Raw genomic sequence first — 17,939 nt, forward strand, 5'->3', positions numbered from 1 at the left:
ACACAACTCGCGATACGAACAGCGACCAGTGGGGGCCACACGATGACACCAAACGGGGAAGGGACGTCCTTTGCGAGCGCGCCGGTCGCGCCGGATTGCCGTCCGCCCGATACCGCGCAGCTCGAACGGCTGCTCGTGCGTGCGCGCAAGGCGCATCACGAGGGCGCGCTGCAGCATGCGGAGAACGCGTATGCGGAACTGCTGGCGCTCGATCCCGAGCATCCGGAGGCGCTGCACCTGCTCGGTGCGGTGCGTTTCCAGCAGGGGCGGCTCGACGATGCCGAGCCGTTGATGCGGCGCTCGGTCGAGCGCCAGCCGGTGCCGCTCGCGCTGGCGAACTACTCGGCGGTGCTGGCCGGGCTCGGGCGCGAGCACGATGCGCTTGCGCGCCTCGACGAGGCGCTCGCGATCAATCCGGTGCATCAGCGCGTGCTGTTCCAGCGGGCCGGCCTGCTCGCGCAACTCGCGCGGTACGACGAGGCGCGCGCGGTCTACGATCGCCTGCTCGAACTGACGCCCGGTTTCGCCGACGGTTATGTGAAACGCAGCGACATGCTGCGTGCGCTCGGCCGCTTCGATGACGCGCTCGCCGACTGCGACCGCGCGATCGCGCTCGCGGGCCGCACGTTCGACGCGATGCGCGGGCGCGGGCTCGCACTGCGTGAGCTCGGCCGCTATCGCGACGCGGCGGACAGTTATGGCCACGCGCTCGCGCTGCGGCCGGGCAGTGCCGATGCATTGTTCCTGCGCGGCGTCGCGTATCTCGACCTGCACGACCCCGAACACGCACTGGCGGATTTCAATGCGGCGATCGCGGCGAGCCCCGCGTTCATCGACGCGATCTTCAACAGTTCGGTCGCGCTCGAACAGCTTGGTCGGCACGACGAGGCGCTGATGCGTTGCGACCGTGCGATCGCGATCGATCCGCGCCATGCGCGCGCGCTCGCCAATCGCGGTAATGCGGCGAGCCACCTGGGCCGTTATGCGGATGCGGTCGACAGTTATGCGCGCGCGGTCGACGCCGAGCCGGGCAGCACGGGCGTGCTGTGCAACTACGCGAGCGCGCTGATGCGGGTCGACCGTCACGACGACGCGCACGACATGTGCGACCGTGCGCTGGCGATCGATCCGCACTACGCGCCCGCGTCGTTCACGCGTGCGCGCGTCCGGCTCGAAACGCATCGTTACGACGACGCGCTCGACGATCTCGCGCGCGTGATCGTCGCGACGCCGCGCGACAAGTTCGCGCATTTTCATCGCGGCAGCGCATTGTCCGCGCTGCGGCGGCACGAGGATGCGCTGCGCGCGTATGCGGAAGCGATCGACATCGATCCCGACTACGCGCACGCGCACTGCATGCGCGCGTTCCTGTGCCTGTCGATCGGCGACTTCGCGGCCGGCTGGGCCGAATACGAATGGCGCTGGCGCGACAGCCAACTCGACGGCAGCCGGCGCGACTTCGCGCAGCCGCGCTGGACGCACGGGATGCCGCTCGACGGGCAGACGATCCTGCTGTATCCGGAGCAGGGCCTCGGCGACACGTTGCAGTTCTGTCGTTACGTGTCGCTCGTGAAGGCGCTCGGCGCACGCGTCGTGCTCGAGGCGCCCGTCGAGTTGAAGGCACTGTTCGCGACGCTCGACGGTGTCGACGTGCTCGTCGCGCGCGGTGATCCGCTGCCGCCGTTCGACCTGCATTGCCCGCTGCTGAGCCTGCCGCTCGAATTCCGCACCGATCTGTCGTCGATACCGGCGGGCGCGCCGTACCTGCGCGCCGATCCCGCGCGCGTCGAGCGCTGGCGTGCGCGCCTGGGCGCGGCCGACCGGCCGCGTATCGGCCTCGTGTGGGCCGGCAACCCGCTGCACCTGAACGACCGCAACCGATCGATCACGCTCGCCGACCTGCTGCCGCTGCTCGACGACCGCTACGAATGGATCAGCCTGCAGAAGGTGATCCGCGACGAGGACCGTGCGGCGCTCGACACGAGCGCGATCCGCTTCGTCGGCGACGAACTGACGGATTTCGCCGAAACGGCCGCGCTGATCGATGCGATGGATGCGGTGATCAGCGTCGACACGTCGGTCGCGCACCTGGCCGGCGCGCTTGGCCGGCCGCTTGCGGTGATGCTGCCGCACACACCCGACTTCCGTTGGCTGCTCGATCGCGACGACAGCCCGTGGTATCCGGGCGCGCGACTGTTCCGCCAGCCGGAGGGCGGCCAGTGGGCGCCGGTCGTCGAGCGGATTCGCGACGCACTGCCGGCGCTGGTGACGGGAGCGCTGCGATGAGCACGGCGCAGGCACCGGCGTATGGCGCGGGTGCCGCGCCGCTGCGGGCCGCCGTCGACGATGCGCTGCGCAATGCGCGCGCAAGGCTCGAGCAGCGCGATTTCGCGGGGGCGGGCAAGCTTTACGAGGGCGTGCTGGCGATGATGCCCGACCATGTCGAGGCGCTGCATCTGCTCGGATTCGTGCATCTTCAGCGCGGCGATCCCGCGCGCGCGGAGCCGCTGATCGCACGGTCGATGCGGTCCGGGCTGAACCAGCCGTGGAATTTCGCGAATCATGCGGCGGCGCTGACAGGCGCGGGCCGTCATCGCGAAGCGCTCGAGGCGGCCGCACAGGCGCTCGCGCGCGATCCCGGCCATGCGCCCGCGCAGGCGGCGCGCGGCGACGCGCTGCACGCGCTCGGCCGGCATGGCGAAGCGGTCGGCGCCTACGATCTCGCGCTGACGCGCGAGCCGGGCCGCACGTTGACGTGGGTCCGGCGCGGCGAGGCATTGCGCGCGCTCGGCCGGCCGGCCGACGCGGTGATCAGCATCGAGCGCGCGCTGCGGATCGATCCGGACGACCCGGCCGCGCTCGCCGAACGCGGCCATGCATTGCGAGCGCTGGGTCGCGGCGACGAGGCACTGCATTGCTTCCAGCTCGCGATGGTCGTGCGCGGCAAGACGCCCGATCTCGTCTATGCGTGCGGCTACACGCTGATCGAGCTCGGTCGCCCGGCCGAGGCGCTGGCGTGTCTCGACGAAGCGCTCGCGCGTCTGCCGGACGATACGCAACTGCTGTTCGTGAGCTGTGTCGCGCTCGATCTGCTGCATCTGCGCGACGAGTTGCTGAAGCGCAGCGACCGGTTGCTTGCGCGCGACCGCGACAACGTCGGCGCGTGGGTCGGCCGCGGCAACGCGCTGCTCGGGCTGCGGCGCCATGAGGAAGCCGCGCACGCGTACGGCGAAGCCCTCGCACGCGCGCCGGCGGATTTCGACGCGCTGCGCAATCGGGCCGGCGCGCTGCGCGCGTTCGGCGCGTACGACGAAGCGCTCGCGCATTACGACCGTGCGCTCGAAGCGCGCGGCCCGCACGCGGAAGTGCTGTGCAATCGCGCGATCGCCCAGCAACTGCTCGGCCGCTACGACGATGCGCTCGCGAGTTACGCGGCGGCGGCCGGCGCGCAAGGCCGGACGGCGCAGGAGATCTACACCCGCGCGGTCGCGCGCCAGCAGCTCGGCGACTACGACGCCGCGCTTGCCGATTTCGCGCTTGCCTGCGTGCGTGATCCGAATCACGGCGTCGCGCGTCGGTCCGAGGCGTTCTGCCGGTTGGTGATGGGCGACTTCAATGCCGGCTGGCGGCAGCACGAAGCGCGCTGGGATGCCGCCGACGTGATGCTGCACCGGCGTCATGCGGACCGCCCGCAATGGACGGGCGACGAACCGCTCGCGGGCCGTACGCTGCTGCTGCATGCGGAGCAGGGTTTCGGCGACACATTGCAGTTCTGCCGCTACGCGAGCCTTGCGCACGAGCGCGGCGCGACCGTCCTGATCGATGCACCGGCCGCGCTGGCCGATCTGCTCGGCACGCTGCGCGGCGTGAGTCGCATCGTCGCCGACGGGCAGCCTGCGCCGGCGTTCGATCTTCATTGCCCGATGATGAGCCTGCCATTCGCGTTCCGCACGACGCTCGACACGGTACCGGCCGACGTGCCGTATCTGCGTGCCGACCCGCGGCGCGGCGCCGCGTGGGTCGAGCGGCTCGATGCGATCGCGCCGGCGCGACGCTTGCGGGTAGGGCTCGCGTGGTCGGGGAATCCGGATCACGCCAACGACGAAAACCGGTCGATGACGTTCGCCGCGCTCGCGCCGCTCGTTGCGCTCGACGCGACCTTCGTGAGCGTGCAGGTCGGGGTGCGTATGCGCGATGCCGAAGCGTTCGCGGCAAGCGGCGTGCTGTCGTTCGAAGCGGAACTGAAGGATTTCGCGGAAACGGCCGCGCTCGTCGACGCGCTGGATCTCGTGATCGCGGTCGATACGTCGGTCGTGCACCTGGCCGGTGCGCTCGGGCGCCCCGTGTGGGTGCTGCTGCCGCGCGTGCCGGACTGGCGCTGGCTGCTCGAACGCGCCGACAGCCCGTGGTATCCGGGCGCGACGTTGTTCCGGCAGCAGCGGCCCGGCGACTGGCCGGCGCTGGTCGAACGCGTGGCGCAAGCATTGGCGGACCGCATCCGTGCGCACCGCGAAACGGCGTGACCGGCCGACTGTGACAAAAGCTACGGACCTTTCACGCGCGGCCGGAATGGTCCGTAACACCCGCCACGCCGCTGCCATCGGGCCTTCGTATGTTCTTGTGATTCCAGCGTCCGGGTTCGGGCCCGGGCGCAACGACGAAGCGCGACAACGGATCGGCGCCGCTTTCGGCGCGATCGTCGTCAAGCGCAATTTCATAGGATTCGGGGTGAAGAATGGCAGCACGCGCACGCACGGCACGACAACCTGACGCGACGGGTTCGCGCCCGGTCCTGAAATCGGAACTGCGGCCGCTGGTCCGGGCCGTGGCCCTGATGCTGCTGGCGGGCGTGTCCGCGCACGCGCAGGCGGCCGGCATCATGAACCTCGGCGCGGCGACCGCGCGCGCATCGGGCGGCGGTGCGGGCGGCGCCGGCGGCGCGCCGGGCATGCCGAATCTCGGCGTGTCGCCGCAGCAGGCGCAGCAGGCGAGCCAGCCGTCGATCCGCAACCTCGGTTATGCCGCGCATGCGATTGCCGCGCAGATCGCCGCGCAGCAGAACGCGGCCGCGGCGGCCGCGAAGCTGCCGTCGACCGTGCCGAACGGGCTCGCGCCGGGCGGGTTGCAAGTGGCGGCCGGCGCGACGAGCGACACCAGCAATCCGGTGCTGTGGTTCAACGCGAACGCGCCGACGCAGAACGTCGACGCGAACGGGCACGTGAACGTCGACGTCAAGCAGACCGGGCAGAACGCGGTGCTGACGTGGGAGACGATGAACGTCGGCCGGCAGACGACGCTGAACTTCGACCAGTCGGCCGGCACGCAGACGAACGGCGCGAACAACTGGGCCGTGCTGAACCGGATCAACGACCCGAGCGGGCGGCCGAGCCAGATTCTCGGCAACATCACCGCGCAAGGGGCCGTGTATGTGATCAACCGGAATGGCGTGCTGTTCGGTGCGGGGTCGCAGGTCAATGTGCATTCGCTGGTTGCGTCGTCGCTGAACCTGCTCGATATGAAGAATCAGTTGGTGCCCACGCCGGCGGGTATCGTCGCGAGCAACCAGCAGTTCTTGAGTTTGCCGGCGGGGACGACCGGTGGGCTGGCTTATCCGGAGTCGGGGAGCTCGAACGGGACGGTCGGGGCGGGGGGCAAGCCGAACGAAGTGCTGGGGCTCGGTAATCAGGCGCTGCTGACCGGTACGTATCAGGCACCGGGCGACGTCACGATCGAGCAGGGCGCATCGATCACGACGCACACCAACGGCACGGCAAGCGACGGCGGCTTCGTGCTGGTTGCGGCGCCGAACGTGACGAACGCCGGCAGCATTTCGGCGACGTCGGGGCAGGTCGTGCTCGCGGCGGGCGTGGGGGTGAGCCTGCGGCCGAACGGAGCCGGGACGACGGGCAACCCGCAAGTCCTGCTGCCGGAGTTGAGCGGGCAGATCGTGGCGGTCGATCCGGTCACCGGGGCATCGATCGACGTGACACCCGCCGGCACGCTGACGAACACGGGCATCGTGCAAGCCGCGCGCGGCAACGTGAACCTGCTCGGCAGCCGCGTTGCGCAGAACGGTGTGGTCGGCGTGACGACGAGCGTGAACACGCCGGGCACGATCACGATTTCGACGGCGGACGAGTACGCGTCGAACAATCCGCTGGGCATTCCATATCCGAATCAGGTCCTGAGCGGCGTCGACAACGTCAACCGTGCCGGCCTGCTGAGTTTTGGACCAGGTTCGGTAACGACGGTACTGCCGGACAACAACGGCCAGATCGCGACGTCGACACCCGGCACGACGTTCACGCCGGGCGGCATCACGATGACGGCCGGTTCCGTGTGGTTCCAGGGCGGCTCATTGATCGAGGCGCCGGGCTCGAACGTATCGGTGACGGCTTATGCGCCGTCGATCGTGACGAACAAGGTGCCGGGTCAAACCGCGGTGCCGGGCCGGATCTACGTGGACGATGGCGCGACGATCGACGTGTCGGGCCTCGCGAACGTGCAGGTGCCGATCTCGCAGACGCTCGTAACGGTCGACCGGATCGGCCAGAACGAACTGGCGGATTCGCCGCTGCTGCGCAACAGCTTTCTGTTCGGGTTGAAGGGCGTCGTCGTCGACAGCACGTTGACGGGCACGCGCAGCGACGGCGTGCAGTGGGTCGGCAGCCCGATCCTGAACCTGTCGGGTTACGTGAACCTGATTCCGCGCACCGTCGATCAGTTGCTGACCAACGGCGGCACGATCACGCTGTCGGGCAACGAGGTGGTGACCGCGACCGGTTCGTCGATGAACCTGAACGGCGGGTATGTGCATTTCAACGGCGGGATGATCAACACGACGCGGCTCGTCGATGCCAATGGTGCAATCGTGCCGATCGGGCAGGCGAGCCCGTACGACCGCTATGTCGGCATCGCCGGGCAGTTCGTCGAAAGCCATCCGCGCTGGGGCGTCACGAAGTCCTGGTTCAACCCGCTGCAGACGGGCGGCACGTACCAGTCCGACTACATCGTCGGCGGCAATGCGGGCACGCTCGATCTGTTCGCGTCGCAAGCGCTGGTGCTCGACGGCGACATCAGCGCGCAGGCGTTCGGCGGCGCGAAGCAGATGCAGGGCAACAGCCTGCCGTCCGGCGGCACGTTCAACCTCGGCGCCGATCCGAAGCTGGCCGGCGGTACGCTGGCCGGGATGACGTGGAACACCGTCGCCAACCCGACGATCACGTTCAACGGCATTTCGGGCTTCGCGATCCTGCAGGACAACGCGCCGCAACTCGGCGCGCTGATGCCGGGCTTCTCGATCGGTACGCCGCTCGACAAGACCGCGTACCAGTCGCTGGCCGCCAACGATCCGAACAACTTGATGACGACTCAGGTCGTGCCGGTTGCGAAGCTGAACAACGGCGGTTTCGCGAACCTGAACGTGTCGGAGGACAAGAACGCGGGCAAGGGCATCACGGTCGCACAGGGTACGCAATTGAACCTGCAGCCGGGCGGGTCGATCTCGCTCAACAGCACGGCGATCGGTGCCGACGTGAATGTCGCGGGGCGACTGTCCGCACCCTCCGGTTCGATTTCGATCACGAGCGGGGGCAATGTCGTCGTCGGGCCGCAGGGCGCGATCAGCGCGGCTGGCCAATGGGTGAACAACGACGTGCAGGCCGCGCCTGGCACGACGCCCGGCAACAGCCAGTTCATCAACGGCGGGAGCATTGCGCTGTCGGCGACGCAGGGATCGGTCACCGTGAACGGCAATGCCGTCGACACGACGGGCTCGGTACTGCTGCAACCGGGAAGCGTGCTCGACGTATCGGGCGGCGGTGAAATGCTCGCGAACGGCCAGCTGTTGCTCCAGAACGGCGTACCGGCCGGGCGTGGCGGCAACGTTTCGTTGAAGACCTATGCGGTGCCTGCCGGGGGCGCGCAGTTCGGCGATACGGGGGACGGCGGCGCGATCCTGCCGAATGCGCAGCCGACAGCCGGCACGATCGCGATAAACGGCTCGATCCTCAGCGAGGGCTTCTCCGGTGGCGGTACGCTGACGCTGCAGGCGCTCGGCTTCCGGATCGGAGGGGCGCAGGCTGCGGCGTCTCCTTGGGACGTGTACCTGCCCGAGTCCTTCTTTTCCCGACAAGGTTTCGGCAAGTATGTGCTGAACGCGTACTACGACTCGACCGTCGCACCGGGCGCAACGGTCGCGCTGACGCAACTGAACCGTATTCCTGATGTGCTGACACTCCAGCAGACAGGCTCGGGGGCAAATCTGACGGCGGCGGGCCTGACGACGATCGGCCAGTTGGACGCGTATCACCGCCAGCCAACCAGCCTGGTGTTGACGGGCGGGAATGAAGTGGCATGGCAAAACGGGACGGGTATGGCGGTGTCCTATCCGGGGGTGACCGGTGCGGTCACGCTGTCGTCCGGCGCATCGATCAATGCGGATGCCGGGGCGAGCGTGGCACTCGCCTCGCCAAAGCAGGTCACAGTGCTCGGTTCGGTAGTCGCTCCGGGCGGTTCGATCACGTTGAGCGCGGATACTGGCGGCGCGAATGTACAGCCGGGACAATTGAATGTCTTCACGCCGAGCAACAGCCGGTCGGTCTGGCTTGGGTCCGATGCGACGCTCGACGTATCGGGTGTCGGGCTTGCCGATCCGCTTGCCGTGCCGGTCAAGATTGGCGGAACCACAGTCGTGCCAAATGCCGGCAAGGTGTTGCCGGGTGGGTCGGTTACGCTGTCGAGCGATTCAGGCTACGTGGTTGCGCAAACCGGTTCGACGATCGACGTGTCGGGCACATCGACGAACTTCGATCGTCTGCAGGCGAACGGCACTTATGCGTCGCAGCCCGTGTGGAGCGATGCCGGTTCGATCACGCTGTCGGCCGCGTACGGCCTCTTCGCGGACGGGACGCTGGCCGGCCACGGTGGCGCGTCGCAGGCGCGCGGCGGCACGCTGACGATCCTGCCGCATCAGAACAGTAGCGCGGCCGGTGCGACCGCGCTCGTCGTGCGGCAGGGCGGTTCACTCGTTCCCGCCGGACTTGTGCAGGGTCAGGATTTCTCGACCGCGATCGATCCGACCACCGGGCAGCCGATCGGCCAGCCGACCGGCGTGATCCAGTTTGCCGCCGATCGCCTGAGCGGTTCGGGAATCGCGAATCTCGTGCTGGGCGACAGCACACCGTCCCCGATTCCTGTGGCGGTGCCGCCGATCGTGTTTGCCGGTGACGTGAATCTGACGTTACCCGAATCGGTGACGCTGAATACCGGACGAATCGCGGCAATCGGGATGGATCAGCTTTCAACGCTGCTGTCGACGCCGGCCAAACCGGCTAGCGGCAGTTCGGCGCTCGCGGACCTGCTCGCGCGGCCACCGGCCCGTCCGCTCGGCACGACGGTGACGATCAACGCGCCTTATGTCGCGCTGGCGGGCCCGACCGCGACCTCGGCAACGCCCGCATTCGCGCCGGTCGCGACGCTGTCCGATGCAACGCTGAACGTGAACGCGTCGTTCGTCGATCTGCGCAATCAGTTCCAGCTGAACAACATCGGTCAAGCGAATCTTGCGAGCAGCGGCGATATCCGACTGAGTTCGACCAGTGTGACGCAGTCGGGCAAGGCGCTGCTGCCGGGCGTGCTGTACACGCCGGGCAATGTGACGTTCAGCGCCGCGAGCCTGTATCCGGCTACCGGCAACACCTTTATCGTCGATGCGGTTGGTCCGGTCGATTCGTCCACCGGCAAGCCCGCGCCGACCACCGTCACGTTCGGCACGACCGGCTCGTCGGGCACGCCGCTGTCGGCGGGCGGCACGCTGCTCGTCGACGCGACGAACATCATGCAGGGCGGCGCCGTGCGCGCGCCGTCGGGCACGCTTGTGTTCGGTGTCGGCGATCCGACGAGCGCCGCGACGCAGCAGCAGTTCAGCAACCTGCCGCTTGTCGCGACCGATTCGGTGACGTTCGCTAACGGCAGCGTGACGTCGGTTTCGAACGGCGGATCGATCATTCCTTATGGCACGACGATCGACGGCGTCGAATGGCAGTTCAACCCGCTTACAGGCACGACGGGCTCCGATCTGAATGCGCCGCCCGCCAAGTACATCGGCGTGAACGGCACCAGCGTCGCGCTCAACAAGGGCGCGACGATCGACCTGTCCGGCGGCGGCGACCTGCAGGCCGCCGAATGGGTGCCGGGCACGGGCGGCACGCGCGACGTGCTGTCGCAATACAACGTGAGTTATGCAAGCGGCAAGGGTGCGACGGCGGTGCCGGTCAATGCGGGTGCCGGGAACGTCTACGCAATCGTGCCGGGCGCGCAATCGCCGGTTGCTGCGTACGATCCGCTGTTCGCGCAGACAGTGCAGCCGGACATCGCCAGCAACGGTACGCCGACAACCAAGACCGTGGCGCTCGGCGTCGGCCAGGCCGGGATGAACGACGCGATCGGCAAGGCCGTCTACCTGTCCGGCGTGCCGGGACTCGCGGCCGGCTACTACACGCTGCTGCCGGGCAAGTATGCGACGCTGCCGGGCGCATACCGCGTGACGGTGTCGGCGACGACAGGCAACGTCGTGCCGGGCGCATCGCAGGTGCTGCCGGACGGCACTGTCATGACGGCCGGGTACTTCGCCGATGCGGTGACGGGCGGGCGCAGCGCGACGCCGACGCTCTTCAACGTGCAGTCGGGCGCGGTGTGGCAGCAGTACTCGCAGTACACGCTGAAAGGCGCGAATACCTTCTTCACCGCGCAGGCCGCGAAACAGGGCAACGTGACACCGCCGCTGCCGGTGGACGGCGGCCAGCTCGTGCTGGCCGCGACGAAGGCGCTCACGCTCGGCGCGACGCTGAACGCGGCGGCGGGTGCGGGCGGCGCACCGGCCGAAGTCGACATCGCGTCGCAGGACATTCAGATCACCGGCAACGGCAGCGGGGCGCTGCCCGGTTATCTGCAGATCGGCGGTGATGCGCTCGATTCGCTCAATGCGGGCAGTCTGCTGATCGGCGGCACGCGTGCCGCGACGACGAAGGGTGTGACGATCACGCCGATCGCGAACAGCGTGGTGGTGTCGAACGACGGGAACTCGTCACTGAAGGGCCCGGAAATCCTGCTCGTGACGAAGACCGATGCGAGCGGTACGGATTCGAACGCGGCAAACGGCTTGCGTGTCGACGCAGGCGCATCGATCGTGGCGGCAGGCGACTATCCGGCTGCGAAGGATCAACCGATCACGATCGCCGGCGACGGCGCGCTGCTGCGTGTGTCGAATGGCGCGATGGCGCCGCTCGCGCGCACGGGCGGCACCGGCACGGGGCTGCTCACGGTTGGCGCAGGCGCGACGCTGTCGGGCGGCCAGGCGCTGATGCTCGACTCGTCGGGCAATCTGAAAGTCGACCCGAGCGCGGTGCTGTCGGCGAAGGCGATCACGGCGGACGGTTCGGCGATCACGTTCACCAATGCGACTGGCGCGGCCGCTGCGAACCTGCCGGGCTTCGTGATCGATCAGGCAGGACTTGCGCAGCTCGCCAACGCGGATCTGGTTTCGTTGCGCAGCTATGGCGCGATGGGTTTCGTCGGCGACGTGAACGCGACGTTCGGCAAGAGCGTCGACCTGAGCGCGGGCACGTTCACGAGCGATGGCGGCCGCGTGACGCTGAACGGGCAGCAGATCGCGTTCACGAACGAGACGGGTGCGCCCAACGGCACGGTCGTGCCGGGCAACGGCACGCTGACGGTCAACGCGAAGGAGATCGACTTCGGCACGGGCACGAAGACGTTGAGCGGATTCTCGTCGGCGAACATGACCGCGAGTGGCGGCATCGTCGGGCAAGGCACGGGGACGTTCGATTTCGGCGCGCTGCCGGTGACGCTCAATGCACCGGTGTATTTCGCCGATACGAGTTCCGCGGCGACCGTGAAGACGACCGGCGCGTTGACGCTGAACGGCGCAGCGGGCACCGCGTTGACGAAAACGCCGGTGGGTGGCGCATGGCATTTCATTGGCGGCACGCTCGCCGACAACGGCGCGATGATCGCCGCACCTGCCGGCAACGTGAGCCTCGAGGCGACCACCGGCAACCTGACGATCGGCAGCGGCTCGACCGTCAGCTCTGCGGGCGTGTCGAAGCAGTTCTTCGACGTGACGCAATACGCGCCGGCCGGTTCGATCGTCCTGACCGCCGATGCGGGGACGGTCGATGTGCAACCGGGCGCGACACTCGATTTCTCGGGTGCGAAAGGCGGCGGCGCGGCGGGCAGCCTGACGCTGTCGGCGCCGAAGCAAGTCGTGAATCTCAACGGCGCGATCAAGGGTGGTGCGACGAGCGGCTATGCCGGCGGCTCGCTGTCGCTCGATACGGCGGGTGCGACCGATCTCGATTCGATGGCGAAGACGCTCGCATCGAGCGGCGTGAACCAGTCGATTGCCGTTCATACGAAGTCGGGCAACCTGACACTGTCGGCCGGCAATGCGCTGACCGCACGCTCGGTGTCGCTGACGGCCGATGGCGGCGCGGGCAATGCGTCGGATACGGCGAACGGCAACGTGAACGTGCTGGGGACGATCGATGCATCGGGCAAGTCGGGCGGGCAGATCGACCTGTACGGGCGTAGCGGTGTCGACCTGGAGGGGACGCTGCTCGCGCGCGGCTCCGATCCGACGCAGCGCGGCGGCAAGGTGAACATCGGCACGAGCGCGGTATTCGATCCGACCGTTGCGAATCCGTACAACGCGACCTACGGTTACGAGAACATCGATCCGTCGCGCTCGGGGTTGATCCGGGTCGGCGCGAATGCGCTGATCGACGTATCGGGCGGGATGGCCGGCGGATTGTCGGGCGGCACCGTAAGTTTCCGCGCGCCGCTGCTTGCGGACGGCAGCGTCGATGTCCAGTTGCCGAACGCGTTCAACAGCGGCAAGGGCATCGTCGGTTCCCGTGCGACCACGCTCGAGGCCTACGCGGTGTGGAGCACGACCGACGCGACGTCTGGCGCACGGCACTTCGACGGCATCGTCGATCCGGCGGGCTGGTACGACAGCAACGGGCATTTGCTGGCCGGCACGTTCACCGCGCAAGGTACCAATCCGCCGACCTTCACGTTCATGCCGGACGCGAACGGTGACGGCGGCGGCACGCTGAAGAACAACGCGACGGGCGCGCAGGTGGTGCTGACGGGCAGCCAGGCTGATCTGGCGTCGCTGTACAACGGCGTCACGTCGATCGGCTTCCCGGGGATGAACAGCGCGTACTTCGTACCGACGACCGCGAACGCCGATCATCAGAATTACTACGGCGGACAGATCGTCAAGGCGAGCGACGGCACGTTGTCGATGACGCCCGGCACGCTGATGGGATTCATTCAGGGCGGGCTCGGCGCCAATGGGCCGAAGCTGCAGGGATCGACGGCGAACATCGCGAATTTCCGGGTCGCGCCTGGTATCGAGTTCGACAACCCGGGCACGGCGATCAACGGCGGCAACATCTCGATCCTGTCGAACTGGAATCTCGGTGCGGGTCTGCCGAACAACAGCGGGACGATCGTGCCTTCATATCGCTACAACGGGACGGTCGCGCCGATGCTGACGTTCCGGGCGACGAACAATTTCGATGCGGAAGCGAGTATTACCGATGGATTTTTCCAGAGCCAGGTGGCGACGATTCTGGGGGCGACGGGGAGTGCTTCAGCCGGCGGAACCTACGCGGGCGCGCTGACGCTGTACAACAACCTGCTGTCGGTTGATAACCCCGCGTCGATAACGGTCCAGTTCTATACCGGGGCGGCGCAGTCGCTGGCATCGTTCTCCAGCAGCCCGCAGAACCCGTTGTACGACCCGAACGTGCCACTGGGCGCTCCGCTGACGAACCAGGCGGCCCAGTACTATTCCAACTATCTTCAGTACGCGAATTCGTGGGGCGTGTATTACGGCGATTGGGCCAGCGGTCTGTACACGTCGCACATCCTGCCTTACAGCCCGTTGCATACGCCGGCACCCGTCCTGTCGAAATACGCGTCTTACGCGGACTATGCAGCAGCGTACTTTGGCCCCGGAAGCTGGTTGAACGGCTACACCAATGTTTCCATCGTCGGGCTGGTCCGAAACGGCACGACCGTGACCCCCAAGTTCGGAACGCCGACGGCACCGAGTCTGCCGACGAGTGCCGGCGATTACGGACAATATATTGCCCTGTACAACAACTACCTTAACAAGGTGTCCGGTACAAAGCCGCTGAACAGCCCTCTGCTGCAGCCGCAAGGTGTTTACAGCTTCTTCTTCGCGCCGACGGCACCGACGTCGATTCCGTTCGCCGGCGTGAATATCGGTGCATTGGCCGGCAACCTGCCGGCCAACGTTGCGACTGCCGACAATCCGTTGCCGATCAGTTTCGCCGCACTGTTGGGCGGACAAAGCTCGTCCTATCGCATCATCGCCGGCGCGGACCTGGCCAGTGCCAATCCGCTTGCCGTGCAACCTGTTGCCGCATTCAACGCCGGCGGCGCGCCTGCCGGTGACGTGACGCTGAGCCAGCACACGGCCTACGTCGATTCGAAGGGGCTGACATTGCTTCAGCCGACGACGATTCGTACCGGCACCGGATCGATCGACATTGCCGCGGGCAACGATTTCACGCTGGCGGATACGACCGCGCCTGGGGTGGTATATACGGCGGGTGCGCCTGCGCAGGGTTCGCCTGCGTTGGGTATTCCGACGGCAGTTATGAAGGGCGGCCCGGGCATGCAAGACATCCTGGTTACGCCGACCGTGAATCCTGATTCGGCCGGCGACATATCGATCCGTGTGCAGGGCGATATCAACGGTGTCCAGAACGTGACCGATGCAACAGGTGCGGTGACCGGCGGCGCCGGGAACAGCATCAGCCAGTACTGGTGGCAGTGGATGCAGATTACCCCGGGGACAACCGCGAGTAACGTTGCCATCCTCGCTCCGCTGACCCGGACCTCGATCGATTTCGGTGCGTTCGACCAGGGCGTGATGAGCGTCGGCGGCAACGTCTCGGTCATTGCCGGCGGCAATATTTCGGACCTGGCCGTATCGTTGCCGACCACGTGGTACCTGAACGGAAACAGCAAGCCCGTCACCGTCGGCGGCGGAAATCTGACGGTGCGAGCGGGCGGCGACATTCTGAGCGGCGACTACTTCGTGGCGAAGGGAACGGGGACGATATCGGCTGGCGGAAGGATCGGGTCGGATATTTCCGTGGCATCTCGGCAAATTGGCGTGGCTCCGATTGACGTGTCGACGGTGCTTGCAACGCAGGACGGAATATTCGACGTTACCGCGCGGCAGGGCGTGGATATTGGCGCGGTACTGAATCCGTCTTATTCGAGCAGCTATGCGCAGAGCGGCGGGCAGCCGACTGCAGTAGTCCGTCTTTTCGATTACGGCCAGTATGCTGACAACCAGGGTTATTCGTCGACTTCCGCGGTCAATGTGCTATCCACGACCGGCGACGTCCGGCTTGGTACACCCGGTGGCATGTTGACCGGTGCGAACGGCGTGTTGCCCGCCAGCATGAATCTGACTGCGTTCGACGGTGCGATTGATATGCAGTCCGGCGGGGTTCTCTATCCGTCGGCTGTGGGTCAGTTGAATTTGATCGCGGACCAATCGGTGACCCTTTCCAATGTATCGGCCAAGCGAACTGACGCCGCATTGCCCGATACGTTCGGTTTGTCCGACGCCGATCCATCGCAGATGCCTTCGCCGACAAACCCGCAACTGAAGGTAACCATTCCGGCGTTGACGAATACGACGCTCGCCGCACATGCGCAAAATGCGCTTCATGGCGACGATTTGCAGCCCGCGCGCCTTTACAGTCTGAACGGAAGCATCGTCAATGGCACCGTCGATACTCCCGGCAATAGTGACGACTTCTACCGGAGTCTCGTCACGCTGTCGATCGACAAGCCGGCGCTCGTGCAGGCCGGGCTGGACATCGTGAACCTGGCGTTCTGGGGGCAGAATCTGCGAAGCTCCGATGTGACGCGCGTCGTCGCAGGGAGGGACATCTACGACACGCCGATTCCGTTCCTTGGAGGCGGCGCAGTTCCGGTTCTGTCGCTTGGCGGGCCGGGTTGGTTTGATATTCAGGCCGGACGCAATATCGGCCCGCTGACGAGCCAAGCCGAGTTGTATAACCAGAAAGCCAACACGGGTGGAGTCGCGCACCCGTTCACCGGTATCGATGCAGTCGGTAACGCGAACAACCCGAACCTGCCGCACGAGAGCGCGAACGTTAACGTGCTGTTTGGCGTGGGCCCCGGTGTCGATCTACCGGGGTTCGTCTCGACCTATATCGCGCCGGGCAGCTCGGTTGCCGGCGTGCCGAGCGCGACGCCCGCGTTGATCGCGTTCATGGAGCAGTACGACGCGGGGCTCGGCGTCGATACGGGATTGCAGGCGGACAAGGACGCCGCGCTGGCCAAGGTCGGCCGGTTGACGGCCGACGACGCGTGGAAGCAATTCCAGGCGTTGCCGTCTTACGTACAGCAGCTCTTCGCGGAAAAGGTGTTGTTCGGCGTGCTTGCGCAGGTTGGTGCGGACTTCAACGACCCCGCGAGCCAATACAACGGCCAGTACGCGAGAGGTTACCAGGCGATCAATACGCTGTTCCCGGCTTCGTTCGGCTATACGGCGAACAATCTGGGTGGTGGTTCGAATGGCGCGAACAAGCAGGTCGGCACGGGCAACCTCGATATCCGCAGCACGACGATCCAGACGCAGCAAGGTGGCGACGTGACGATCCTCGGGCCGGGCGGGCAAGCGCTCGTCGGCAGCACGACGGCGCCGCCGCAGATCGTGGACGCCAACGGGAACGTGGTGGCGGGCCCCGGCACGATGGGGATCCTGACGCTCGAGAAGGGCAACGTCGATATCTTCACGGACCAGAGCGTGCTGCTCGCGCAGAGCCGGATCTTCACCGAGCAGGGCGGTGACATGACGATCTGGAGTTCGAACGGCGACATCAACGCGGGCAAGGGCGCGAAGACGTCGGCCGATACGCCGGCGCCGCAGTATGTATGCGATGCAAACCATTACTGCACGGTCGATTCGCGCGGGCAGGTGACGGGCGCGGGTATCGCGACGCTTCAAAGCATACCGGGTGCGCCGAAAGGCACGGTCAATCTGATCGCGCCGCGAGGGACCGTCGATGCGGGTGACGCGGGTATTCGCGCGGGCAACCTGAACGTGGCAGCGTTGCGTGTCGTGAACGCGGACAACATCCAGGTGACGGGCAAGGCAACCGGTATTCCGCTCGTGCAAGCCGTGAACACGGGAGCGCTGACGGCGGCGAGTTCCGCGGCATCGGCCGCGAGTCAGGCCGCGCAGGATATCGCGAAGAACAATGCATCGGGCGTGGCTCCGCGTCGCTGGACGATCAGCGTGCAGGTCGAAGGCTTTGGCGATAACGGTCCGGATGGCGGGTCGAAGCGACGCAAGTCGGAACAGGTTGGCTACGATTCGTCGAATTCGGTTTCGCTGTTGGGATTTGGAGCGGCCGGGTCGACGCAGCGGACGCTGCTCAGCAAGGAAGAGCTCGCGAAACTGAACAGGTTCTGATCAGGCTGCATCGGTATCGATAGAATCGAACCGGAAGAGAATGCCCCGCCTTGGAAGGTCGGGGCATTTTTTTTAACCATTGCCCGGGACGCGCGTGGTTTGTCTGTCCAATGGCTTGTCGATACAGCCGGATTCCTTTCCCGCTGGCGCAGGTCTGCATACCCGGAAAATCCCGACCAGAGACTGTCCGGAATCGAACGGCTTGACGTGCAACTTGATGCCCGCGTTACTCGGTTACTCGGTTACGCGGGCCAGGGCAGTCGGGCAGGCGAACCGGAGGGCGCGGAAGGGGGATCTGCCTGGGGCGGTGCGAAGGGCCGGTTCGTCGCGTGGCCTCTCGTCGAGAGCGTTGTATCGC

General features: G+C 66.7%; 3 protein-coding genes. All 3 read left to right on the forward strand.

From position 1 onward, the window contains the following. Positions 1-42: 42 nt before the first annotated feature. The 3 genes from ACTRWB_RS07460 (at position 43) to ACTRWB_RS07470 (ending at position 17,581) form a co-directional block, all read left to right on the forward strand. On the forward strand, positions 43-2,286 hold the full coding sequence (locus tag ACTRWB_RS07460) for a tetratricopeptide repeat protein (protein ID WP_446901450.1): 2,244 nt from the start codon (positions 43-45) through the stop codon (positions 2,284-2,286). Continuing rightward, positions 2,283-4,523 (forward strand): tetratricopeptide repeat protein, encoded by a 2,241-nt coding sequence (locus tag ACTRWB_RS07465; protein WP_446901451.1) that lies wholly within the window; start codon positions 2,283-2,285, stop codon positions 4,521-4,523. Before ACTRWB_RS07460 ends, ACTRWB_RS07465 begins: the two co-directional genes overlap by 4 nt. Positions 4,524-4,834: 311 nt before the next feature. Then, the gene (locus ACTRWB_RS07470; protein ID WP_446902030.1) at positions 4,835-17,581 is read left to right on the forward strand and encodes a filamentous haemagglutinin family protein; all 12,747 of its coding nucleotides are present in this window, start codon (positions 4,835-4,837) and stop codon (positions 17,579-17,581) included. The last annotated feature ends 358 nt before the right edge of the window (positions 17,582-17,939 follow it).

The sequence above is a fragment of the Burkholderia sp. YIM B11467 genome, assembly GCF_052952715.1.

What these genes read in the sequence shown, in the direction of transcription:
- ACTRWB_RS07470 (WP_446902030.1), top strand. Translation starts at nt 4,835, where the DNA reads ATGCTGCTGGCGGGCGTGTCCGCGCACGCGCAGGCGGCCGGCATCATG.
- ACTRWB_RS07465 (WP_446901451.1), top strand. Translation starts at nt 2,283, where the DNA reads ATGAGCACGGCGCAGGCACCGGCGTATGGCGCGGGTGCCGCGCCGCTG.
- ACTRWB_RS07460 (WP_446901450.1), top strand. Translation starts at nt 43, where the DNA reads ATGACACCAAACGGGGAAGGGACGTCCTTTGCGAGCGCGCCGGTCGCG.